Source organism: Sphingobacterium sp. MYb388, from assembly GCF_037479535.1.
Classification (GTDB): Bacteria; Bacteroidota; Bacteroidia; order Sphingobacteriales; family Sphingobacteriaceae; genus Sphingobacterium; species Sphingobacterium anhuiense.
This window is the reverse complement of sequence record NZ_JBBGYV010000002.1, coordinates 1101609-1127298: the sequence shown is the minus strand read 5'-3', so window position 1 is coordinate 1127298 and position 25690 is coordinate 1101609. Positions and strand designations below refer to the sequence as shown.

At 38.1% G+C, this 25690-nt stretch carries 20 protein-coding genes and 2 tRNA genes; 8 read left to right on the top strand and 14 right to left on the bottom strand.

All coding sequences use genetic code 11. The annotated features are described in order from the left end of the window. Positions 1-26: 26 nt before the first annotated feature. The 3 genes from WH188_RS10475 to recR form a co-directional block, all read right to left on the bottom strand. On the bottom strand, positions 27-3425 hold the full coding sequence (locus WH188_RS10475; RefSeq protein WP_339423900.1) for a DUF1080 domain-containing protein: 3399 nt from the start codon (positions 3423-3425) through the stop codon (positions 27-29). A gap of 18 nt (positions 3426-3443) precedes the next feature. Further along, a complete protein-coding gene (locus WH188_RS10470) occupies positions 3444-4712 on the bottom strand; it encodes a Gfo/Idh/MocA family oxidoreductase (RefSeq protein ID WP_132772727.1) in 1269 nt (422 codons plus the stop codon). Positions 4713-4852: 140 nt separating this feature from the next. Further along, positions 4853-5467 carry a recombination mediator RecR gene (gene recR / locus WH188_RS10465; RefSeq protein ID WP_021191006.1) on the bottom strand — a complete coding sequence of 205 codons (615 nt, stop codon included), beginning with the start codon at positions 5465-5467 and terminating at the stop codon, positions 4853-4855. Positions 5468-5586: 119 nt separating this feature from the next. On the opposite strand from recR, the gene WH188_RS10460 reads away from it, so the two are divergent. Continuing rightward, positions 5587-6291, top strand: a complete 705-nt coding sequence (locus WH188_RS10460) for an LOG family protein (protein ID WP_037526690.1) — start codon at positions 5587-5589, stop codon at positions 6289-6291. A 443-nt stretch (positions 6292-6734) separates the two neighbouring features. Beyond that, positions 6735-9080, top strand: coding sequence for a glycosyl hydrolase family 95 catalytic domain-containing protein (locus WH188_RS10455; protein ID WP_339423899.1), 2346 nt, complete (start codon positions 6735-6737; stop codon positions 9078-9080). 145 nt (positions 9081-9225) lie between these two features. Here the strand turns inward: WH188_RS10455 and WH188_RS10450 are convergent. Both WH188_RS10450 and WH188_RS10445 read right to left on the bottom strand, forming a co-directional pair. After that, a tRNA-Thr gene (locus tag WH188_RS10450) sits at positions 9226-9298 on the bottom strand. Between the two features lie 23 nt (positions 9299-9321). Continuing rightward, a tRNA-Thr gene (locus tag WH188_RS10445) sits at positions 9322-9394 on the bottom strand. 280 nt (positions 9395-9674) lie between these two features. Between WH188_RS10445 and clpB the strand changes: the two genes are divergently transcribed. Next, positions 9675-12278 carry an ATP-dependent chaperone ClpB gene (gene clpB, locus WH188_RS10440; protein ID WP_183912061.1) on the top strand — a complete coding sequence of 868 codons (2604 nt, stop codon included), beginning with the start codon at positions 9675-9677 and terminating at the stop codon, positions 12276-12278. Positions 12279-12423: 145 nt separating this feature from the next. On the opposite strand, the gene WH188_RS10435 is transcribed toward clpB, so the two are convergent. Both WH188_RS10435 and WH188_RS10430 read right to left on the bottom strand, forming a co-directional pair. Further along, positions 12424-13038 (bottom strand): hypothetical protein, encoded by a 615-nt coding sequence (locus tag WH188_RS10435; RefSeq protein ID WP_021189931.1) that lies wholly within the window; start codon positions 13036-13038, stop codon positions 12424-12426. Between the two features lie 94 nt (positions 13039-13132). After that, positions 13133-15043 (bottom strand): AAA domain-containing protein, encoded by a 1911-nt coding sequence (locus WH188_RS10430; protein ID WP_183912059.1) that lies wholly within the window; start codon positions 15041-15043, stop codon positions 13133-13135. Positions 15044-15134: 91 nt separating this feature from the next. On the opposite strand from WH188_RS10430, the gene WH188_RS10425 reads away from it, so the two are divergent. The 5 genes from WH188_RS10425 (at position 15135) to WH188_RS10405 (ending at position 20034) form a co-directional block, all read left to right on the top strand. After that, positions 15135-16100: a TIGR01777 family oxidoreductase gene (locus tag WH188_RS10425; protein ID WP_168127473.1), complete on the top strand. Its 966-nt coding sequence runs from the start codon at positions 15135-15137 to the stop codon at positions 16098-16100. Between the two features lie 158 nt (positions 16101-16258). Next, positions 16259-17278 (top strand): methionine ABC transporter ATP-binding protein, encoded by a 1020-nt coding sequence (locus tag WH188_RS10420; RefSeq protein ID WP_132772718.1) that lies wholly within the window; start codon positions 16259-16261, stop codon positions 17276-17278. Beyond that, positions 17271-17924 (top strand): methionine ABC transporter permease MetI, encoded by a 654-nt coding sequence (metI, locus tag WH188_RS10415; protein WP_132772716.1) that lies wholly within the window; start codon positions 17271-17273, stop codon positions 17922-17924. Before WH188_RS10420 ends, metI begins: the two co-directional genes overlap by 8 nt. Before the next feature lie 18 nt (positions 17925-17942). After that, on the top strand, positions 17943-18749 hold the full coding sequence (gene metQ / locus WH188_RS10410; RefSeq protein WP_132772714.1) for a methionine ABC transporter substrate-binding lipoprotein MetQ: 807 nt from the start codon (positions 17943-17945) through the stop codon (positions 18747-18749). A gap of 94 nt (positions 18750-18843) precedes the next feature. Continuing rightward, positions 18844-20034 carry an MFS transporter gene (locus tag WH188_RS10405; RefSeq protein WP_132772712.1) on the top strand — a complete coding sequence of 397 codons (1191 nt, stop codon included), beginning with the start codon at positions 18844-18846 and terminating at the stop codon, positions 20032-20034. Between the two features lie 67 nt (positions 20035-20101). Here the strand turns inward: WH188_RS10405 and WH188_RS10400 are convergent, their stop codons facing one another. From WH188_RS10400 to WH188_RS10370, 7 genes are all read right to left on the bottom strand, one after another. Then, on the bottom strand, positions 20102-21049 hold the full coding sequence (locus WH188_RS10400) for an MBL fold metallo-hydrolase (protein ID WP_339423898.1): 948 nt from the start codon (positions 21047-21049) through the stop codon (positions 20102-20104). 6 nt (positions 21050-21055) lie between these two features. Next, a complete protein-coding gene (gene coaE / locus WH188_RS10395) occupies positions 21056-21637 on the bottom strand; it encodes a dephospho-CoA kinase (RefSeq protein ID WP_339423897.1) in 582 nt (193 codons plus the stop codon). Position 21638: 1 nt separating this feature from the next. Next, on the bottom strand, positions 21639-22589 hold the full coding sequence (locus WH188_RS10390; protein WP_132772709.1) for a hypothetical protein: 951 nt from the start codon (positions 22587-22589) through the stop codon (positions 21639-21641). 120 nt (positions 22590-22709) lie between these two features. Beyond that, positions 22710-23021: a preprotein translocase subunit YajC gene (gene yajC, locus WH188_RS10385; RefSeq protein ID WP_021189218.1), complete on the bottom strand. Its 312-nt coding sequence runs from the start codon at positions 23019-23021 to the stop codon at positions 22710-22712. A gap of 21 nt (positions 23022-23042) precedes the next feature. Further along, positions 23043-23510 carry a DUF1573 domain-containing protein gene (locus WH188_RS10380; protein ID WP_021189219.1) on the bottom strand — a complete coding sequence of 156 codons (468 nt, stop codon included), beginning with the start codon at positions 23508-23510 and terminating at the stop codon, positions 23043-23045. Between the two features lie 10 nt (positions 23511-23520). Continuing rightward, positions 23521-24468, bottom strand: coding sequence for a transcription antitermination factor NusB (gene nusB / locus WH188_RS10375; RefSeq protein ID WP_021189220.1), 948 nt, complete (start codon positions 24466-24468; stop codon positions 23521-23523). A gap of 56 nt (positions 24469-24524) precedes the next feature. Then, on the bottom strand, positions 24525-25598 hold the full coding sequence (locus WH188_RS10370; protein WP_031287814.1) for a Glu/Leu/Phe/Val family dehydrogenase: 1074 nt from the start codon (positions 25596-25598) through the stop codon (positions 24525-24527). Between the last annotated feature and the right edge of the window lie 92 nt (positions 25599-25690).

Here is a 25690-nt window from a genome sequence, read left to right as displayed (position 1 = left end):
CCTTATAAAATGAAAAGGTATAACCCTTATTTCAATTTTTTTACTCTGATATTTTTAAAGAATACTTCCGAACCATGTCCTAAGAAGGCAAGATGACCCGTTGTACGTTTTAAACCGGGATGATCTTTACCATCCAAAGTACCATTTTTGCTTGCCGCTGCAATATCAGCATCAAGAATCACTGTACCATTCAAAGTAACTTTAACACGGTTACCCTTTACAACGATTTCTTCCGTATTCCACTCGCCTACTGGTTTTAAAAATCCTTTTTTTGCCGTTACAACACCATAAACCGAACCATGGTATTGGTAAGGTTTCAAATCTTTATAGATATCTGCAGTGTTATCCAACACTTGGATTTCCATACCAGCATAAGCGGCATCCCCCTCTAAAGGAGCTCTGACGCCCACACCATTGTTTGCACCTTCCGTCAATTTGAAATCAAAACGATAGATGAAATCTCCATACTCTTCTTTTGTATAAAGATTACCGCCGAATTTAGCGTCTGGCACCACCCTAAGATATCCTTCATCATTGATCACATAACCATCATTCTTCGTCCACTTATCTAAGTTTGTACCATCAAATAACACCTCAAAACCTTCTTTCTTTTCTGCGTCACTCAATTTAAATACATTTTTTCTAGCCAGCTCTTTTACGTAGATATCTCTATAAGACACCACCGTACCATGAGCCTGCAACTCAATCTGCTCGGTAGGGAAAATAGATTGATTGCGATCCCAATAATTTTCTAAAGGCACATTATCGGTAACCAATTTACCATTTAAGTAAACTGTCACCTTGTCGTCAACCATCTTAATTCTGAACGTGTTCCACTCACCAAGGGCATTATCCGCCACCAATAATGGTTTTGATTCAGCCTTTTGGTTATTATAAAGACCACCAGAACCCACTTGAGCACCATCTTTTACGCGAGAGATGTCCCAGATCTGAACCTGTGGTGTACCACGAAGATAAATCCCCGCATCACCTTCTTTACCGTTTTTATCCAGTTTCCAGTCAACCAACATCTCAAAATCGCCATATTGTTTAACCGTAGCAATGTTATCTCCCTTACCGTTGAAGATCAATTCACCATTATTAGCAGCCCATCCCTGACGCATTTGCTCATCAGCTTTTACCTGCGCAGCAGCCAATTCCTTCTCAGTCATTTGACCTCTTTTAATCGGGTTTGCGACTAGACCTTTCCAGCCCGTCAGATCCTGTCCATTAAACAGGCTTACAAAACCTTCAGATTTAGGCATTTCTGCAAGGTGCTTAACAACAGCTTCTCTTAAGTATGCACTTTCGCTTCCGCTTAAATTGTTGATCACCTCATTCAAGATGTTGCGGACGTCAGAACCTATAAAAGATTTATTATCTAAAGCAATGTTCATTGCAGTGTTAACGGCAGTACCCTTCAGTTCCGGATCTTTCAAAAACTTACCTGAAAATACAACTGCCTGGTAGGTGCCCGTACTTTGTAGAGAACCTAAAACAGTTCTTTTTTGGTTGTTATTTTTAGCAACTGCAAAAGCATCTTTCAATAAAAGGGTCTTCTGATCGTTTGTTTCGCTTGATCTATTGATATTCTTGATCAATCCAGCAAATACTCTTTCACTTAAACCACCTGATAAGTTTGTTCTTGACAACTGGATGAGCTCATTTAATGCTAAAGGAGTCGACCAGTCTGCGATCGCTAAAACAGCGGCATCACGAAGAGCAGGATTATCAGATTTCAAATAATTCGTAACCGCATTCAAAGACTCCTGATCGCCAAGTCTGGCAAAAATTGGAAAGAATTTGGTTGCACTAGGTGCTGCAGAACGGGAAATATTCGCGGCAAGTTTTTGGATATGTTGTTCTTTGTTAGGACTAGACTGGATCACATTTGCAATCGCAACCTCTAAATTCCTGCTTGAAGCCTCATCCGCTTTTGTCAATAAATTAACAAGTATTTCTAGATCTTTCTCCTGTGCAACATTTGGTAAAGCCTTGTTGATGGCTTTATTTACATCAGCATTGGTGCTATTCAAAGCCAATACAGCTTGCGAAGAATTAGCATTTGCCCTTGTGCTCAAAATGTCCAATAATTGGATTTTCTTAGCATCATCAACAGTTGCTAATGAATTGTTGATCACGTCCATTGTCTGTTCATTTTTTGAACTTAACAAAAGTGCTTTGATCGATTCATTCAGTTGCGCATCTGTAGACAAATTATCAATTAAAGCTTTCGAGTCAGCACCTTTAGAAAGGAGGTTGATCGCCGAGAGACCCGCTAATTTAGCATGTGCATCTGTAGACTTACCAACAATTTTTTCGATTGCTTTTAATTGAGTTATCGAACCGTTTTGAGCAATATAGTTCAATAATGATTCTTGCACAGTAGGGCTTGATTTCGCTGCTAATCCTAATAGTTTTTTAGTATCATTTGCATCTCCGTATTTGTGCAATAGATTTAAAGCAACGTGACGGTAGACATTATTTTCGTTTTGAGCCGCCGCAAACAAGTTTTTCTTTTGTTTTTTAGCATCCAATCCTGTCAATAAAGTTAACGATCCTACTTGTGCATTGATTGCTTTCAATTTAGAAGCCTCAGCAAACAAAGTATTTAAATAAGCAATTGCTTCTTTATTTTTTTTGTTCTCAATTAGAGATTCGGCATAGTCCAGACCTAAACCGATACCATTCAGGTTATCATAACTATAATTTGCAGTTTTAAGCTCTTTTTCAAAGATCGGAAGCGCTGCTGTTCCTCCAATTTTGCTCAGGGCAATCAAAGCAGTACGTTTGAAGCTATCCGATTTGAACTTATCGATCAAAGCGATGATAGCCGTCTCGGTATCTTGATTTTTAACATCTCCCAAAGCGGTCACGAGCGCAACTGCACATTTTTCATCTGTTACTTTCGCTAATCCTTGTGCTAATGCATCGCTTGATTCTTTCGTATTGATTGAGACCAATGTGCGTGCCGCACCATCAGCTAAATACGGTGTATTTAAATAAGTAGCTACTTTACTCACAGCAGCGTTCGTTGCACACTGACGTAAAAGACGCAATACAAAAGCTTTGTTGGTATCCTCTTTCACCGTACCCAATGCATCCAATAGACCTTGTACAAATACTTCTTTCTGTTTTTCTTTGCCTGGTTGGTTAACAAAGAAAGAATAGCTATTTGTGGCATACTCTACTTGCGCATTGTTTTGGCCCTGCGGTTTCAATTGATTTAGCATCGCCGCGATTTCACTTGATGTAAAGTTTTCCAACTCGTTCATCGCGTATAAAAACTTAGCCTTTTCTTCGGCAGGTTGTTGCCCCAGTACATCAGCTATTTTAGTAGCAGTCGTTCTATTTTGGGGTTGTTGTGCATATGCTGCCACTTGAAGTATTAATAAGGCAGATATCGTATTAAAAACTTTTTTCATTTTAGATAGATTAGAAAATTACATTGACCAAGGGCCACGCATCGGTTGATAAACTAAACGGTTTGCTGCATCGTCATTGATAAACTCATCTTTTGTAGAATCAAATTTCAATGAGCGGTTTAAACGTAAGGCGATCAAGCCCATGTTGACCAATGTACATGAACGGTATCCGTTCTCTTCATTTAATGCAAATTTCTCGCGTGTACGTACCGATTCCAAGAAATCTGTAATCTGTGGTGCTGGCTCAGGAAATTGTGCCAGTTTTCTTTCCATATCCGGTATATCAGACACAAAGCCTTTATACAGCTTCCCTTTAGGTCCCTCTATATAAGCCATGCCTTCATCTTTACCTTCACCATCTAAAATAATCTGACAGCCATCAGCATATGTATAAACAATTCTTCTCCAGGTACCGACCGCATCACTATGTTGTTGCGGCGCATCAACTTCTACCGATACAGGACTTTCGCCATCTTTTCCTAAGAAATATTGAACAGGATCCAAATAATGTTGGCCCATATCACCAAGACCACCGCCATCATAATCCCAGTATCCTCTAAAAGTTGTGTGCACGCGATGCGTACTATAAGGTTTGAAAGGTGCAGGACCTAACCATAATTCATAATCCAATTCTGCTGGTACCGGTTCAACAGGAAGGTTTTCTTTCCCTACCCAGAAAAATTTCCAGTCAAAACCAGTATGCTTGCTGATCGTTACTTTCAACGGCCAACCCAACATACCTGTATCTACCAATTTTTTAATTTTTTTAACCGGAACATTCATTCCGTAGAAATTATCGGCAAAACGGAACCAGGTATTTAATCTAAACATATTACCATGTTGTGCGATCGCTTCTTTGACACGTTTTCCTTCACCGATAGTACGTGTCATCGGCTTTTCACACCAGATATCTTTTCCTGCACGCGCTGCTTCCAAAGACATCAAACCATGCCAATGCGGAGGAGTTGCAATATGCACGATATCTACTTCAGGGTTTTTAATTAAATCACGAAAATCATGATGTTCTTTAACTCCGCCACCTAAAGCCTGTTGCGCTAGAGCCAAATGTCTTGTGTCGACATCACATATCGCCACTGTTTTTGTTCCCGCGTATCCAAAATGACCACGCCCCATTGAACCTACGCCAATGATGCCCTTCGTTAAATGGTCACTTGGAGCCAAATATCCTTGTCCCCCTAATACGAATCTAGGGACAATTGAAAATGCCGCTGCTCCTGTGATGGATTTCTTTAAGAAATCTCTTCTGGAGCTATTTTTTTCTTTCATACTTATTTAATAAATGATAGTTTGGTTGTGTTAGATTTAATAATCTGTTAAAATACAACTTTTCACTAAAAAGCAGGCCAAAAAAAAGCTTCGTCGGGTAACAAAGCTTTTACAATCAAAATAATACGGTATCCTAACCCTTAGAACGTCGGTCGTTCATATAATGTTCTCGTCGCTATTGACCTTCCTAAGGTCAATTCATCGACATATTCAAGCTCACCGCCGAAAGCAATACCACGTGCGATAGTGGTGACCTGGATATTAAATTCTTTGAGCTTACGATACAAATAAAATATCGTTGTATCTCCTTCCATCGTAGCACTTAATGCCAATATCACCTCCTTGACATCTTGCTTACGCATACGGTCGACCAAACCGTCAATCTTCAAGTCAGACGGTCCTACCCCATCCATTGGTGAAATAAGTCCCCCTAGTACATGGTAGATTCCTTGGTAAGAATTGGTATTTTCAATCGCCATCACATCACGCGTATCTTCCACGACACATATAATGGAATGATCCCGCTTTGGAGAGGTACAAATTTCACACTCATGATAGTCTGAAATATTAAAACAGATATGGCAATACTGAATTTCTTCTTTCAATTGATTAATAGTAGATGTAAATCGTGCAACTTCAGCATCCGATTGCTTTAACAGGTGTAAAACAAGTCGCAATGCAGTTTTTTGACCTACTCCAGGTAAACGTCCAAACTCGGATACAGCGTTTTCTAATAATTTAGAAGAAAAATTCATGGCACAAATTTAACAATATAATAGTTAAAGAAACTGTTCAAATTAAAAATATTCCTTATCTTGTATTCCCTTCAAATGAAAAGGAACAGTAATTTTTATAATAAGAGTATAGCATGGATATTACAAAAGACGACAAAATAAGAAGTGCCTTTGAAAACAAAACGTGGCAGGAGATAAAAGTAAAAGATTCGTGGCAAATATTTAAGATCATGTCCGAATTTGTAGATGGATTTGAAAAATTAGCTAAAATTGGTCCTTGTGTTTCCATTTTTGGATCTGCAAGAACTCCACAAGATCATAAATACTATCAAATGGCTGTCGATGTGGCAAGTTTATTAACTGCACGTGGCTATGGAATTATATCTGGAGGTGGCCCCGGTATCATGGAAGCTGCAAATAAGGGAGCTTATGAATCCGGCGGTAAATCAGTAGGATTAAATATAGAATTGCCGTTTGAACAATTTCACAACAGATATATTGACCGTGATAAACTTCTTGAATTTAACTATTTCTTTGTTAGAAAAGTCATGTTCATGAAGTATTCGCAGGGGTATATTGTTATGCCGGGCGGATTTGGAACAATGGATGAATTATTTGAAGCAATTACATTAATCCAGACAGGTAAAATCGCACGCTTCCCGATCGTGTTAGTGGGTTCCGAATATTGGTGTGGCCTTTTCGACTGGATCAAGAACACAATGCTAGGTGAACGCTACATCAGCGAAGAAGATCTAAAACTCTACCGCATCGTTGATACGGCGGAAGAAGCCGCAGATCATATTTTCAGATTCTACGACAAGTATTTATTAAAACCAAACTTTTAATAATAACCGGTATCGATATACAACGGGTTCCATACATATGTATGGAACCCTTTTTTTTTGTTATAACAAGGGATTTTGCAAAACGACCATACGCTACGCTATCACAACTTCGCAATCTTAAGCTTTAAAAAATGGGAACATGCAAAAACTCATCTCATCTCCGTGTCCGATAATTGACACTGAAAACACCTCTATTTAAACCATCCCAAATGATTAGTGGCATAGCTAAGACCCTACATCAAAATTAAGGCTAAAGCCAGTTGTTACTTTGGACTTGATCGGTGCAGTATGCCACAACCTGATAATGATAAAAAAGTAACATTATTGGCAAATATAAAGGTAGTATTTTGAAAAAATATATTGAATCTTTATATCGGTTCTAATAGTTCCAAAACTTATAACTAAACTCTAAATTCCCTACTACTGTAACCTCTCAAAATATAATGAAGATAAAAAGAAATCTAACCTGTTGTATATTATTATTAAGTTTTTCAAGTCAGGCGCAACAAAACGTCAATTCATCTCATAATATAGGCAGTCGTGCACAATCACAGCAAAAGAGAAGTTTGATAAAAAATTCTGATGCAGATAATCAATTCTTTTTAAGTAAAAAAAACTTAATGACTGCCGTCTGGAACGCACCTTTTAGCTATGAAAGTATCCGCAGTAATCATGCACCTATTGGACCTTATATAGGCAATGGTGATGTTGGTGTGGTGTGCCATACTGCTGAAAACAGCCAGACTTTCAGAATCTCAAAAGTCGATTTTGTAACAGATGGCTGGTCGGACTGGGCCGGATCCGGCCCCGCTGCCCTTCCTGTTGGCGGGGTTAAAATAACCGTAGAATCACCGATAAGCGCTGGTTTTAAGTATGAGATGGACCAACTAGGTAATGAATTGCGCATGCGTACAGCAACAACACAACCTGTGCATATGAAAAGCTGGATATCTGTTAATGAAAATCTTTTAGTCACTGAACTGGTAAATAACACAAAAACTCCAATCAAAATATCTGTAGATACTTATGCCGATAGCATATCGGCAACATATGGCACAACAGCCGATGTGAACAGTAACGTAACGCAGGTAACTAGACAAACTAAAACTACAGATGTAAGATGGGTCTCTAAAGCCGGTATATCGACTAAGGTTCTTGGCGCATCATCAATTTGCAGTAGAGAATCCCAAGCCCAGACCAATACGCACTTTACTCTTAAAGCTGGAAAAACTGTCTATGTACTGTCTTACATATCGGGTGGCGGTATGAAGAACGATGCACAGATGGAAAACGCATATAAAACACTTCATGATTTGCAAAATAACCGTTTAAATGCTTTAAGAAATACAAAAATAGCATGGTGGAAGGATATGTGGAATAGGTCATATGTGGAAACAAATGATGAATTGATCAACAGACAGTACTTAAGTTCGATCTATTTTCTAGCTTCTGCCTATAACGAACATTCCCCGGCATGTGGCGGCATGTATGGTGTCTGGAATATGGATGACAAAATGATGTATCATGGTGATATCCATTTAAATTATAATAGCCAAGCTGGATTTTATAGCGTCTTCTCCGCGAATAGACCCGAAATTGCAAAACCTTTTTACAACTTCATTGAAGCAATCTTACCTGATGGAAGAAGACGTGCGCAAAATGACATGGGAACTGTCCATCCTTCTTTAGCTGGGAAATCATTTAGAGGAGCTGTTTTCTTAGTTGGTGGACTGGGAATTGGCATACCTTACAATTATTACTGGCAACAAACGATGAATGCGCCGTTCAATGTACCACTCTTCAGCTGGTACTATGAATATACTGGTGATTTGGATTTTTTAAAAAACAGAGCTTACCCCTTTATTAAAGAATGTGGTGATTTCTATGAAGATTACCTGAAAAAGGAGCCATATGGTGATACTTATCGATACAGTATCACTACTGGCGCACATGAGAGTTCCTGGGATCTCAATCCTCCCTCCGATCTAGGTTTCGTCAAGCAAACCTTCAGCTTACTTCTCAAGTATAGTAAGTTATTGGATGTGGATGAAAACCGGAGAATGCTTTGGCAGGATATTCTCGATCACCTCCCTAAATACAAGGTAGTACAGCCGACCAAGACACCGAATAAAGGCTTGCCTGTTTTTGCAAAAAATGAAGCAGGATGGGATCTGCCAAACCACATGATACAAATGCATCCGGTCTACCCCTGCGAAGTCCTCGATTTACTTTCAGATCCAGATTCTTTACAGATAGCTAAAAATACGGTTGAATACTATGAAGTTGACCAAAATGGATTTCAAGGATCAATGAATGCGTTAGGTCTAAGCGGTTATATTATGGCTGCACGCGTTGGCTTCTCCCCTGAAATAATTATTAAAAACCTAAGCATATTGGCCAGCGGTGCTCAAAAAAACTTCTTGATTACAGATGGCCATCATGCTTCGGAAAAAACAGCCCTAGTTGAAACGGTCAACTCAATGATGCTTCAAACACTTGATAACACGTTGTACATATTTCCCAACTGGGTAAAATCAAGCGCTTCATTTACGCGCCTACGGACTAAAGGTGCCTTTTTAGTTTCTGCAGATTATGATGACACTACCATAACAAATCTGTCCATTTATAGTGAAAAAGGCACAAAATGCCAGATCCACAATCCTTGGAAAGAAAAAGAAATACAAGTGATGGAAAATGGTAAGCAAATAGCCGTAAGTAAGACAGGAGAAAGGTTTTCATTTGAAACAAAAATAGGTCGCCACTATATAATCAAGCCTATAGGTGCTTAAGCTCAATAAAATTAAATTTATGCCGGTTCATCGCCGGTATAAATTTAATTTATATAAAGCACACGATCTATAAATAATTGGGCATTAAATCTTTCGATCAGTATAAACACAAAAAAGGTCAATCTTTTTGAGATTGACCTTTTTGAGCCTCCTATCGGAATCGAACCAATGACCTACTGATTACAAGTCAGTTGCTCTACCAGCTGAGCTAAGGAGGCATCATGTGTGAAAGTTAAAAAAGAGCCTCTTATCGGAATCGAACCAATGACCTACTGATTACAAGTCAGTTGCTCTACCAGCTGAGCTAAAGAGGCTTTTTTAAATAACCCTTTCGAATTATGATGGTGCAAATATCGAAACCTTTGACAACAAAATCAAACTTTCCTGGCATTTTTTTTCATATTTTTAATAATTTTCTGAAAATCAAGCCATTTATTTTCAATTCAAATCGGAACCCATCGCGGCAAAACACACAAACATGAAATTTTGTCATTTCACAATAAAAATACAAGACATTTTTTCCGAAAAAAGAATAAAAACAGATATGGCATTTTGATTGTTATCCAATTATCAAATCAAAAAGCAAATAAAACCATGAATTTCAATAACTATACAATTAAAGCACAAGAGGCGATTCAAAAAGCTTCGGAGATTGCCACAGGCAATCAACAGCAGGCTATTGAGACCGCACATATACTTAAAGCCTTGCTAACAGTTGATGAAAATGTAATCAGTCATCTGTTAAAAAAATTAAATGTAAATATCCCTTACTTAAGTGGAGAACTGGATAAGCAAATTCAGGCATTCCCGAAAGTCAGCGGCACAAATGTCTATTTGAGTAACACCTCAAATTCGGCCTTGCAAAAAGCGCAAAGCTACTTGAAGGAGTTTAATGATGAGTTTGTATCTGTAGAGCATCTACTTCTAGGTATTCTAAATGCAGGCGATAAAACATCTAGTCTACTGAAGGATCAAGGTGTAAATGAAAAGGATCTTAAATTAGCGATCAAAGAACTACGTGGCAACACAAGAGTGACGGATCAAAATGCCGAAGCTACCTACAATGCTTTGGGAAAATATGCCCGTAATCTAAACGAGTTTGTTGAATCGGGAAAATTAGATCCTGTGATAGGCCGTGATGAAGAAATTCGTCGCGTGATGCAAATCTTATCCCGTAGAACTAAGAATAACCCCATCTTGGTGGGTGAACCAGGGGTTGGTAAAACCGCTATTGCCGAAGGTATTGCACACCGCATCATCAATGGTGATGTGCCCGAGAATTTGAAATCAAAAATCGTATTCTCTTTGGACATGGGGGCTTTAATAGCCGGTGCAAAATACAAAGGTGAGTTTGAAGAAAGATTAAAAGCTGTTGTCAAAGAGGTTGCAGACAGTAACGGTGAAATCATCCTGTTTATCGATGAGATCCACACCTTAGTTGGTGCTGGTGGTGGTGAGGGTGCAATGGATGCAGCCAATATCTTAAAACCGGCGTTAGCACGTGGAGAACTTCGTGCTATTGGTGCAACAACATTGAACGAGTATCAAAAATACTTTGAAAAGGATAAAGCATTGGAACGTCGTTTTCAAAAAGTAATGGTTGACGAGCCAACGACTCAAGATGCAATTTCAATCCTGCGCGGATTAAAAGAACGTTACGAAACGCACCATAAAGTGCGCATTCTTGACGAAGCAATCATTGCCGCTGTCGAATTGTCAACCCGCTACATCTCGGATCGTTTCTTACCAGATAAAGCGATTGACCTAATGGATGAAGCGGCTTCTAAATTACGTCTTGAAATGGACTCTGTTCCTGAAGCTGTAGATGAACTGAACCGCCGTATTATGCAACTCGAAATTGAACGGGAGGCAATAAAGCGTGAGCATGATGAAAAGAAAGTCAGTGAACTTTCTGAAACGATCGCTAATCTATCTGCCGAACGCGATTCTTTACGTGCATCCTGGCAGTCAGAAAAAACGTTGGTGGACAGTGTCAACCAGGAGATTGAAAATATAGAAAATTATAAGCAGGAAGCTGATCAGGCGGAACGTGCAGGCGATTATGGAAAGGTAGCTGAGATTCGCTACGGCCGTATCAAAGATGCGCAGGATAAGGTCGAAAAATTAAAAGCAGAATTAGCTGAAAAGCAAGATAGCAAACGGATGTTAAAAGAGGAAGTGACTTCTGAAGACATTGCTGATGTGGTATCTAAATGGACCGGCATTCCTGTAAATAAGATGATCCAGTCTGAGCGCGATAAGCTTCTTTCTCTAGAAGAGGAATTACATAAACGGGTTGCCGGACAGGAAGAGGCGATTGAAGCGATTTCTGATGCTATCCGCCGTTCAAGAGCGGGACTTAGTGATGCTAAGCGTCCCATTGGTTCTTTCATCTTTTTGGGAACTACCGGTGTGGGTAAAACGGAGTTAGCAAAAGCACTAGCTGAGTTCTTATTTGATGATGAACATGCGCTTGTCCGAATCGATATGTCCGAGTACCAAGAGCGTCACGCAGTGTCCCGACTTATCGGAGCGCCTCCAGGATATGTAGGTTATGAAGAAGGTGGACAATTGACTGAAGCTGTTCGCCGCCGTCCATATTCTGTCGTACTTTTGGATGAAATTGAAAAAGCACACCCTGATGTGTTCAACATTTTACTGCAAGTACTCGACGATGGTCACTTAACAGATAACAAAGGTAGAACGGTGAATTTCAAAAACACGATCATCATCATGACTTCCAATACCGGATCGCATATCATTCAAGAGAATTTCTCGCAGTTGAATGATAATAACAGAGATGAGGTTATTGCAAAAACAAGAGGTGAAGTCTTTGAGCTTTTACAAAAATCAATTCGCCCAGAGTTCCTGAACCGTATTGATGAAATCATCATGTTCACACCTCTAAGCAGAAATGAAATTGCAAGCATCGTACGGATGCAATTTAGCCATATTCAAAAACAATTGGCTGAGCAAAATATCTTCATCACTGCTTCGGATGATGCTATGGATTGGCTAGCGCAATTAGGATATGATCCGATCTATGGTGCAAGGCCATTGAAACGTGTTATGCAAAAACGCATCCTGAATGAACTTTCGAAAGAAATCCTTTCAGGAAAAGTAAATAAAGATGCGGTAATCCAATTGGACGTATTTGATGGTCAATTTGTCTTCTTGAATAAAAATGAGGTTGAATAAAGGTCAAAGCACCTTTTAAAATTAAAAAAGTGGCTACTCGCAAGAGTTAGCCACTTTTTTAATTTTAAAGAATAGTTGAAAACAATTTTCATTTATCCTTAACGCTGAACATGATTTTAGTTCATCAGAAAGTCATGGATAAGCCTTACTTTTTCCAGACAGTTCTTGTTGTATTTGAACTTTTATATATCGTGTAAGTAAAGTATGCGAAACCAGAAAACAATACTATAGCTAATGCAGCACTGCCCATAAAACCCAACTGCTCTGCAATAGCAGCTAAAACACTTTTGAAACCCGATCTGTTACCACTCGTATCAGGCACTTCGCCATTTTCTAATTCCCTTGCCATCATCACCAGCGAAAAACCGAAAAAAGCAATTGCAATTGTATAAAGCAAATTACGTATCCAGGTTTTGTCTTTTATAACTTCTACTGTTTCTCTAAGCCCTGATTGCTCTTCAATTGCCTGAATGGCTTCTTTCAATTGGGCTTTATTCTCAAAGTCTGCAACTACAGCTTGATAATCTTTTGGATCTAATACATCAATATCAAGCAATGGTGGCTGATTATCAAAAAGTGGTACAGCTCTTTTTATTTGACTAAAAGGGATGAAAATAATATGTTCTTCTGATTCTTCAGAATTATTTAAATATGCTGTTAAAGATGCTTCTGGCAATTCCGCTTCGGCGAAGTAAAATCCAGTTGCTGTCATCCAACGCGTTTTAAAAACTAATTCTTTATTTTGATAATACTTATCCATAATTTTTTCAGTAAAAATTCGTCAAGTTGCTAAAATAGCAGATTAATTCAATACATCTGCTACTAATTTCCGTTAGAATTTCATGTTATATTAACTATTCGCCCAAATCCCACTCCCAAACACTATGGTAGCTTTGCATGGTATCTACATATTTAATAAAATTATCATAAAACTCATGCTTACCCACAGTGGCACTATCCCCCACCACAATGAGCTTTTTCTTTGCCCTTGTCATAGCAACATTCATCCTACGCACATCGGAAAGGAAACCGATTGCCTGCTGATCATTGCTCCTTGTTAAACTGATATATATGATATCTTTTTCCTGCCCCTGAAAACTATCGATAGTGTTAATTTGGATATGATGACGAAAGGGAACAATCTGCTCATCATTTACTAATAATTCATTGAGCACTGTCGCTTGTCTCCGGTAAGGAGTAATAACTGCAATCGCCGGAAAATCACTTTCATCATAAACCTGTTCAAAAGATACCAATGATTGTTTCAAATGATTGATAACAAAACGAGCCTCCCCTACATTAAATGTTGCTGTACCATCCTGTTCTTCCTCAAAACCCGCCCCTGCAGTGTCAATAAAAACAACAGGTTCCGAATCTTCTTTGAGCGTCCAATGCTGTACATGATCTCCTGCAATGAGATGATCATCATATAGTGCCGTAGAAGGGTATTGCATAATCTTTTCATTCATCCGATACTGAACGTTTAATAAAGAAACATGTTCAGGATAACGTTTTACTAATTTTTCAAACAACGTATGATAAAGACCGATATTCATCTGGGCATTTGACTTCACCGTGGGAGGAAGCTGACAATGATCACCTGCAAGCACCACCTTATTTGCTTTTAGAATCGGAATCCAACAAGCGGGTTCTAAAGCCTGTGCTGCCTCATCGATAATAACAACCTGATATACTCTATTTCTGACTGCGTACTGATTGGATCCGACTAAAGTAGCAGTAACAACCTGTGCTTTATCCAGAATATCTGCGACCATAAAATCTTGTATATCGCCAATTTCTTTTCCTATTTTTCTAGCTTCATCAAAAAGTGCTTTACGCTGTTCCCGTTCAGATCTTCCAAAACTTCGTTTATACTTCTGAGCCATTTCGGTGTAAGCCCGTGCTTTTTTCTTGAGTAACTTGACTTCCTTGTTTGCCGGATGCTGATCCACTTGGGCATCAAGTGCTAATTCTTGTAAATGTTCTGAAATTTTGACGGGATTTCCAATACGTGTCACTAACACTCCTGCGGCATCTAATCGTTCGGTCAAAACATCAACTGCCGTATTACTCGGTGCCACAATTAAAATTTGCTTATTTTCCTTTTTCAGTAGGGCTTGTACTGCTTTGACCAAAGTTGTCGTTTTTCCTGTACCGGGAGGGCCATGTATAATGGAAATCGGATTCTCACTTAGAATATGAACTATGGCTTCATTTTGACTCTGATTTAAAGTACCGTTATCGTAATTAATTTCTTTTTTATATCCCTTTAACTCCTCCTCACCTATTATCTCGCGGATCAGTCTTCCTTCATTTAAATCTAAACGCTGTTCTTTGGCTTTCCTTAATGCTTCATGCATTTCTTTATATGAATTTTCATCAAATAAAAGATCCACCCCAAGTTTACCTCTTCTCGTCCAGTCAGGCAGTTCATCGACCCGCAATGCAATTTTCATTGTATCTCTATTCACAAAAGAAATCAGTCCTTCTGCCCGATCAACCAGGGGATCATGATTCGAGAAAAGAGCGACCGGCATACCAAAACGAAAACGATGTTCATCCTCCTGGTTATTTGTTTTGGATAATGTAATGGTCAGATAATCACCACGCCCCATCTCTTCACCTTTAATCTGAATCGGAAACCAGGTCACACCTTTTAACTTTCTTTCATTCAAGCTTGACTTTAGCAAAAGGGTTTCATATTGCTCACGATCAAAGTCTTGTTCTATATTCAAGAGCGTTTTAAGCTCATCAAAATAATTCATATTTTAAAATCCTACTCTATTATATACAGCAAAATAACCATTTTTTAATTTGAATAAGGGTGGAATATGATAAATAAAAATTAAATTGGCTATGAGAAACGATCACATTATTTATAAGCTTAAAGATCTTGGAACTATGGAAACAGTCATTCTAGCAGGAGGTACAGGAACTATTGGTCGACATTTAACAAAATTGCTTGTTAGCGAAGGGTTTCATGTCATTATATTCAGTCGAAACCCCAGCGTAAATAAAGACAGCAATCATATTGAACATTTACACTGGGATCCAGATACTAAACGTATAAACAATGATGCGATAAAACGGGCAGATTATATTATCAATCTTGCTGGAGCTGGCATTGCTGACAAGCGATGGACGAAGAAGCGTCGTCAAGAACTGATCTCCAGCCGGGTTAATAGTGGTAATTTAATCGCAGAAGCGCTACAGCAACTTCCTAACAAAATTAAAGCTGTCATTTCAACATCGGCAGTTGGCTGGTATGGAGCAGACAAAAAACCCGGACATGCTTTTACTGAAAATGAAGAACAGGGTACGGATTTTTTAAGCTGGACCTGCAAGCTATGGGAAGACAGCGTAAAACCTGTTGAATTATTGCATAAAAGAGTGGTCATTTTCAGGTTAGGCGTAGTTTTCAGTAAAGATGAGGGTGCTTTAAAAGAATTGACCAAATCATTAAAGTTTAAAAGTGCAACTTACTTAGGTTCGGGAAAACAAAAAATGAGCTGGATCCACATCGATGATTTGTGCAAGTTGTATTTAACAGCCATACGTAACAATGAAATAGTAGGAATTTACAATGCTGTATCCTCAGAAGTACTGGCACAAAAAATAATAATCGATCGTATCGCTAAACAAAAAGTAGGTTCAATCTACCTACCGATTTACGTACCTGCTTTTCTTTTAAAATTTGCTCTTGGACAAATGGGCGAAGAAGTTTTGCTGACAAGTACAACAGCGAGCAACCAAAAAATAATTGATACAGGCTTTAATTTTAAATACCCATTTCTAACTGAAGAATGCATCAAAACCCTGTAATGTGAATATAAGTATTGTGATTTAGGGCTACTTTTGATACATTTGCGCTAAAATATAGTAATATGCCTTTGTTTAATATGGCCATTACTGAATATCCATTAGCCTTTCAGGACATGTTTGAAAGGTTTTTTTGTAAGATTAGTTTTTACTATACATAAATGATAGAATTAATTAACATTTCCAAGACATTTGCAGTAAAAAATAAGTTTACGAAAGCATTGGATCAAGTAACACTTGCTATTCCAAAAGGGCAAATATTTGGTGTTATAGGTAGCTCAGGTGCAGGAAAAAGCACATTAATCCGATGCGTCAATTTATTGGAAAAACCCGACGAGGGACAAATTTTGATTCACGGTGTCGACCTGATGAAATTATCCAATCAGGATTTAATTCAGCATCGACGCAAGATCGGTATGATCTTTCAACATTTCAATTTACTTTCCTCCCGTACGGTATATCAGAATATCGCTTTTCCGCTGGAACTGACCGGCACTTCGAAAAATGATATTCAGCTAAAGGTAATGGAGCTACTGGCTTTGGTAGGACTGGAAGACAAAGCACATGACTATCCTGCAAGTTTATCTGGCGGTCAAAAACAGCGTGTTGCTATTGCTAGAGCCCTCGCAAGTGATCCTGAGATTTTGTTATGTGATGAAGCAACCAGTGCTTTGGACCCTGCTACAACTAAATCTATTTTGCAGTTGCTAAAAGCAATCAATAAAAAATTAAATTTAACCATCTTGCTGATTACACATGAGATGGAAGTGATTAAGATCATTTGTGATCAAGTTGCTGTCATTGATGGCGGAAAATTAATCGAAACTGGCACAGTGGAACAGATCTTCACATCACCTAAGCAGACATTAACAAAGCACTTCATTCAATCGTCACTTCATGCCGAATTACCGACAATCTATCAAGAGCGTCTGAAAGAGAGTGGAAATCCCATCGTCCAGATTTATCTTGCAGAACATTCTAATCAAACTTCTGTTATCAAGCATCTGCATGAGCAATATGCAATTGATGTGGCTATTATCAGTGCGCAGATTGATTATGTAGGTTCAATCAAATTTGGCATACTTAATCTGGAACTTATTGGTGATGCTGATAATATCAGCAACAGTCTCCACTATTTAAAATCAAATTACTCACAAATAGAAATCATAGGATATGTCTGATACAGTTATTGATTTATTGATAAAAGGTACTATCGAAACTATCGTCATGACTTTTCTGTCTGGCTTTTTTGGTTTTCTGATTGGCCTCCCTACTGGTATTTTTCTTTTTTTAACACGAAGAAACCAATTACATGAAAATAAATATATTCATCAATTACTTGCCATACTGGTCAATATATTTCGATCCATACCTTTTATTATCCTGATCGTTTGGATGATACCTTTTACCAGGCAGCTTGTAGGCACTTCTATTGGTGTTACTGCAGCTTTGGTACCTTTAAGTTTCGCTGCCGCACCTTTCATTGCCAGGTTAGTTGAAAACAGTCTATTAGAAATTCCGCATGGTCTAATTGAAGCTGCGCGTGCCATGGGAGCCACTACATTACAGATAATATACAAAGTTTTACTCCCCGAGTCTCTACCATCACTCGTTAATAATCTGACAATTACATTGATTACCTTAGTCGGTTATTCAGCTATGGGCGGAGCAGTAGGTGCAGGTGGACTTGGACAGATTGGATACCAATATGGTTATATCGGTTATGATACTTTTATTATGAATGCTGTATTAATTTTACTAATTTTAATTGTATTTATTCTTCAATTTACAGGAGATTACCTGTCTAAAAAAGCTAATCATCGTTAACATCTATTTTAAAAAACTATGAGATTACATTCTAAAATTTGCGTTGTAGCATTGGCTCTATTTGGCTTAACAGCTTGTAACGGAAAAAAAACAGATTCAAAAGTCCTTAAAGTAGGAATTGTCGCCGGTCCAGAGCAAGACATTGCTGAAGAGGCAAAAAAGGTGGCAAAAGAAAAATTTAATCTTGACGTCGAGCTTGTAACTTTTAACGATTATGTAGTCCCTAATGAAGCGTTGAACCAAGGTGATATTGATGTTAATTCATTTCAGCACCTTCCTTATCTTCAAGAACAATCGAGACAGCGCGGATATAAATTAGCCGCAGTCGCCAATACCTTTGTCTTTCCTATAGTTGCTTATTCTAAAAAAATCAAGTCAATCAATGAATTACAGCCAGGAGCAACAATTGTCATTCCTAATGACCCAACGAATGGGGGCAGATCGCTGTTGTTACTTCAAAAAGAAGGATTAATAAAATTAAAAGATGATGTGGGCCTTCTGCCAAAAAAGACAGATATCATAGAAAATCCGAAGAGATTAAATATTATGGAGCTTGAAGCTCCCCAATTACCACGGGTTTTAGATGACAAAGAGGTTATCATTGCTATTATTAACAATACTTTTGCTGCTCAGGCTGGTTTAGACCCTGAAAAAGAAGGTTTATTTGCTGAAGACAAAGAATCACCGTATGTGAATCTAATTGTATCGCGAGAGGATAATAGAAATGATGAGCGTATCAAACAATTTATAGAAGCTTATCAATCACCGGAAGTAGAAGCCATCGCTAAAAAAGTTTTCAAAGGCGGAGCGATCAAAGGGTGGTAATCAACTTTAATTGATTAACGATAAAAGCCAATATTCTGATGCAGAATATTGGCTTTTATTTTTTTATCCCCTTTAGGTTTGCTTCCTTTGCAGCATGTTATCCAAATCTTTACAAAAAGCGGCGCAGGACTACCGCTTTCAGATTGCTAGCTATGCGATTCTAACCTTCTACGGTTACTTCACCATTGGTCTTTCGTTAGCAGTCCTTCCTATATTCATCCATCAAACTTTGGGATTCAATACCATTATCGCTGGTGCAGTAATTGGCTCACAATATATTATGACCTTTTTTATGCGTGCTTATGCCGGGACAATTGTGGATAAAAAAGGTCCTAAGCCTGCTATCATCATCAGTATGATCTGCTTTATCCTTACAGGGATACTTTTATGGGCTGCATTCTCCAATAGCTCATCTCCGCTTCTTGCTTTAAGTTTGTTGGCTGTCTCCCGATTACTTACTGGCTGTGGAGAAGGAATGGTCGGTGCCAGTCCGATCAACTGGGCAATCTTACGTGTTGGGGAACAACATACCAGTACCGCAATTTCATACAATGGAATCTTCAATTACAGCTCAATGGCCATAGGAGCTCCGCTAGGCGTCTTAATGTCGCTGCATCTGGGCAATTGGTCTATCGCACTTTTAACTACCTTGGTCGGGCTTATTGGCCTTATTACAACCATTAATAAAAAAGCACTGTATGCTATATCGAAAGAGGTTCGGAATTCGTTTTTTTCGGTTCTCAAATCTGTTGCTCCTTTTGGGACAGGACTCGCATTGGCGGGTATAGGTTTTGGAACGATATCAACCTTCATTACCCTGTACTATAATTATAAAGGTTGGGAGAATGCTGCAATTTGTATCACCTGCTTCAGTACAATGTTTGTTTTAGGTCGATTTGTCCTCACGGGAAGCATTAATAAAATTGGAGGCGTCAAAATAGCCCTCTACTCCATGTTGATCGAAAGTGTTGGTTTATTATTAATCTCCTTTGCCCCTACACCTTTTGTAACCATCATCGGTGCGGCTATTACAGGATTGGGATTTTCAATGGTTTTTCCAGCGTTAGGAGTAGAAGCTGTAAAAAGTGCTTCGAGCGCAAACAAAGGTGCGGCCTTGGGCGCATATGGCTTGTTTATTGATATTTCACTAGGCATCTCCGGTCCACTTGTAGGATTGGTGGCAAAGCAATTTGGGATGAATTATATATTTCCTTTTAGTTTAATTCTCGTATTATCTGGAGTTGTTGTCTGCATTTTTCTACAAAAATCAAAAAGAAATTCTTAGCAAAATTTTAGCATTTATATAAATAAAATTTTTATATAAATGCTATTAAATAGCTGATAATAAGATATTAATAAATATCACGAACATCGAGATTACCTTCAAAATGCTGTTTTAATATTCGGCCATCTCCATGCAGTGTCCAGACCTCCTGTGGTTTTACCTCTTTAATAAAATACAAAATGTCATTCCAGTCCACATGATCGGATATGAAGAGCGAAAGATCATTATGTTGCTGCAACCTCTTCCATCCGGATGCAAAAGCACGGACAACGTTGGTGGCACGAATATAACTATTGAATGTCATAGGTGGCACCATATAAACCTTATTAGGTTCGCCCACTTTCATCTCCCGTCGATTATACTGCTCGTACACCAGCTTTTTAGGTCCCAGATCATCATAAATACGGTGAAGTGGCAGTATCCCATGATGAACCAGTACTCTTCGATCAGGGCAATGTTTATTAATCAGATCGGTCAACCGCTGTGCCTTCCCAAGTGCATATGTTCCTAAGAGAATATTAAAAGGTTGCTCGTTTAGTTTTTTTATTTCCGCAATGGGATCAGGATGGATAACATCTGGATCGGCAAAAGTACATTCTGTAATCAGTACATCTGCTTGTACAATCTCTATAGGCTCGCAGGTTTCATCTTCCTGCAATTTGTAATCTCCAGTATATAGATACCTCACCCCCTTGTACTCCATCAAAATTTGAGCAGATCCTAAAATATGTCCTGCTGGAATAAAGGTTAATTCAACTTGGCCAATGTGAAAACTACTTTTAAAATCTATTTTTCGGTAGCTTAATAGTGGCTGCTGCGCATAGCGATAATGCATAATAGCGCCTGTAACAGCTGTGCAGTAAATAATACCGTGACCGGGTCTTGCATGATCTCCATGACCGTGAGAGACAACATCTACCGGAACGGGTAACATTGCGTCAATATAGAAGTCACCATATTGACAATAATATCCTTCTGGTCTTCGAACCAGAAAGTCTGATAATATATTTAACATAAAAATTTATTTCTGAAATTGATGGTGCAATGCCATCACTTGTGGAATTATTGGGGTAATGCGGTCATTGATAATGACAAAATCCGCTAATTTCGTCTTTTCTTCGTCAGACATCTGATTATTCATCCGCGCAAGGACTTGCTCTCTAGTAACCTGATCGCGCTCCATTACTCTAGCAATGCGTATTTCTATCGGAGCTGTAACCAAAATACTGTAATCAACTTTTTTATAAGAGCCGCTTTCAAACAAAATAGATGCTTCTTTTAACGAATATGGAGCTGTCTGTGCATCAGCCCAATCCTCCGCTGCCTGAATGACTGCCGGATGAACGATGCGATTTAATTGCGCAAGCTTAGCAGCATCGTTAAAAACCTGAGCTGCGAGAAACGCTCGGTTTAACACGCCATTACTGTAGGCTTCATCACCGAATTCCTGCATCACTGCCAATCGCACTTGATCACTCTTATTCATGATCAATTTTGCTTCTAGATCCGCATTGTAAACGGGAATACCTAAAACCTTAAAAACATGGCATATGATTGTTTTTCCTGAACCGATACCGCCAGCTATTCCTACTTTTATTCCCATATTACTTCCGTACAAAAAAATCAACATTCTGAGGTTCTATTCTCAGAACAGAACAAAAATCAGGAACTTTAGTCAAAATAACTGGTAAATATTTGACTTTTGCTTCTTCCCAATCGTTGATATCAACAACTGCTTCAAAATCCCGGGCAGTATAATTATTATAATCTTTTACAGACATTAGAACCGTAATTGCAACCTTACTAGGCATCGTTCTTACCGACTTAAAATGTGTGTTATTTTCAACCTTTAAGGGTAGTTCTATAATTTTCTCCGTCAATTCGCCTACTGGCATCAGTACTTCAACTGAAGTTGGATACACATTGATGTTCGCCCTTTGATTCTTATTAAGATAGGCTACTGTTCTTAAATCTGTTGATACATCTTTTCCTCTGATTGTATCTGTTTCCCAATATTCAATGTTCGCCACATCCTCATAAGGACCAGAAATTGTCACATATTTGGGATTCACGAGCGTCTCCCCTATAAAACCATATTGCTTTCTAAATTGAATATCTGCCATTGCTTTTACAGGCACTTTACGTTGTGTCTGTTTTGAAAAATCAAAATAAAGGGTATCAGGACTTACGGAAACCACTAGCTGTTCATGTGGGAACTGACGATTAATGAAACCGATCTGATTGGAGAAAACGATCCAATTTTTATTTTTTAAACCGCTGATATCAACATGCACCGTCGGAATTTGCGATTTTACTTTTGAAAACAACACCTGCCAGCCGGTCATCTTTAACTTAATATTAACAGTATCCGATTGTTGCGGATGAAAAGCACGCTTTTCTGGCAAATTTACATATTCAATTCCTGCCTTAACAGTAATAACATATTCATTTGAGATGGAAAATAACAGCCAGGCAAATAAAGAAATAAGAACACACCGCGTGAATGTGATTAATTTCCTTTTTTGTGATTTACTGATACGAATAATATTTGCCATACTACAAACTTAAACATTTTGTATTTCATATCCTGATGAAATATAGGGCAATTTGAATGTGATTAAATAAGAAGGCCGATCTTATTTTAGTAAGATCGGCCTTCTGGAATTTCTGTTGTGTTATGCTTTTGCATTCAATGCTTTAGAAGCATCTAAAGCTACTGCTGATTTGTCAAAACGAATTTTAACACCAGAACCCACATCAACTAAAAACGTTGTTTCTGAAACTTCAACAATACGACCATGAATACCCGCATTTGTTACAATTTGAGAATTAACACCTAATTCTTCAATGTATTTCTTATGATCTTTTTGTTTCTTCATCTGAGGTCTAATCATAAAGAAATAAAAAACAACCACGATAAGAATCATCGGTAAGAAGCTCATTAAACTACTTCCTGAGCCCGCTGCCTGTAAAAAAACTGTGTTCATATGTATCTTTGTTATATTTTATTATTTAGCTGCCAATACTTCACCTTTCAGCTGAACTGTCGTCAACCCATTTGAAGCATTAGAGTGTATGGTAATAATTTTCTGCTGTTTACCCACCTGACCCTCACTTTTGAAAGTGACCTTTATATCTGAGGTCTTACCTGGAAGAACTGGACTTTTTGAAAACTCAGGTTGTGTACATCCACAAGAAGCTCTAACTTCTGAAATAATTAAAGGTGCATTTCCTGTATTTTTCAGCGTAAAAGTATGTGTAACCTCAGCTCCCTCTTTGATCTGTCCAAAGTCAAATGCAGGCTCTGCAAATTCGATAGTACCGATTGCACCAGCTGCAGCTTCTGTATTTACAGATGTATCTGCTGTTGCATTTACGGAATCTGAACTTGTATTTTCGCTCTTGTTACTGGTACCACATGAACTTAAAGTCCAGATACCGAATGCTAAAAGCAGTGAATAGTTCATTTTTTTCATATCAATATTTTTAATTATTCAATCCACGACCTTGTTTTTGAATACGGCCATCTTGATTTAAATCACTTAAAATTTTATCTAAAATACCATTAATAAAGGTATTACTCTTCAGTGTACTGAATACTTTTGAGATTTCAATATACTCATTAATTGTAACCTTTACCGGAATAGAAGGGAAATTCACCAATTCGCAAATAGCCATGCGCATTAATAAAGTATCGATTAATGCAATACGATCTGATTCCCAATTTTTTGTTTTCTCGGTAATCATTTTTTGATATTCATTTGTATATCGGATTGTTTTTGCAATCAGATTTAAGATGAAATCTTTATCATCGTACCAGTTCTGCGTAAGCTCTGCCAGTTTATTTTGTCTCGGTTCTTCTGAACTGAAGTTTTTAAATGTTTTGGCAATTAATGCTTGTAAAACTTCCTTATCGACCGTCCAGTTGATAAACTTCTCTTCAAAAACCTGTTCAATTACAGGGGACTTTAAAATAATTTTTTTGAAGATAAACTTAATAATATCTTTTTCCACTGCAATCGAACGATCTGATGACTGCATATAATATGCATAATCTTCAGAATGCTTCAATTGAGCGAATACTGTACGAACGATTTCAGGATCAAAGTTCCAAGAAACACCGTATTTCTTTACTCCTTCTGCGTACTGCGGATTTTGTCTTAAAGACTCGATAAAAGTATTGCTACTTAGTTTGGTGTTGTGCGATAAATCTTTTTCTGTTGGCAAAAACTTATTTGCACGACCTTCTGCATCTATCAATGCATAATCGGCCACTTCATCCAGGAGATTTAAAGTCCAAATGTACATTTCGTACACTTCATCCACATTTTGCAATAATGCCTTTTCAAAGGCTTTGATATCTTTATCTTCAGATAAACTGTACGCATAAAGCGTCTGCACTACTTTGACCCTTAGGTGTCTTCTATTTAACATAGTATTTTAAAGAACGATTTGTATGTAAGAACGATTGTTTTGTTTGTTTGTTTTCTCTATCTTTTGAGTTTTCGAATGTCAAAGATACGTTTTTCTGCGATTTGATTAGCAGCTTGGAACGAAGAAATATTTTCTTGTTTTGATTTTTGTAATACTTCGCGTGTTGCGTTGTATATATTTTTAATGACAAACTCGGTATGATCAGCGCCATAGCCCTGTATTTCGGAATAACAACTAACCAATGCTCCAGCATTAATTAAATAGTCCGGTGCATATAAAATACCTCTTTCATGCAGGATGTTGCTCGTAACCAATTCATCCTTCAATTGGTTATTTGCTGCACCAGCAATAATTTTACATTGCATTTTTGCGGCAGTTTCTGGATTAACAGTCCCCCCTAATGCACAAGGTGCATAAACATCACAGTCAAAATCAAAAACTTTATCGAAAGCAATGGTTTCAACTTTGTATTTTGCTGCTGTTTTCAACATCCGGTCTTCCGTAATATCACTTACATATACGCGCGAATTTTCATCACGTAACATTTCGATCAAACGCTCACCAACACTTCCTATACCATGCACGATAACTTTACGTCCCGCTAAACTGTCTGAACCGTATAGTTCTTTTAAGGAAGCTTTAATACCATAGAGTACGCCTTGTGCCGCAAAGACTGAAGTATCACCCCCGCCATTGATCGCTTTAGGCAAGCCTGCCACATGTGAAGTTTCTGTAAAAATATGTTCCAAATCGCGTTGACCGATACCTACATCGATCGAAGCGATGAAATTACCATTTAGGCCCTCAATAAATTGCCCTAAGCGTCTCAGCAAAACCTCAGATTTATCTATACGATGATTACCGATGATCACGGCACTACCACCACCTAGATTAAGGCCCGTGATTGCTGATTTGTAAGTTATTGCTCTAGAAAGGCGAAGAGCATCTTCGATAGCTTCTTCTGTACTGGAATATGGCAACATGCGGACACCGCCTATTGCTGGACCTAATGTAGTGTCATGAATCGCAACTATTGCTTTCAAACCAACTACTTCATCATTACAAAAAAACAAATTCTGGTGACCAAATTGTCCCAATAATTCGAAAATTGGAGTTTGAGATGCTGACATAAAATTCTGCTTCAAGTTTTATTTATGGTAATTTGGGAACAAAAGTAGAAAATATATTTCACACTAAATTTTTCTTTCAAAATAAATACAAA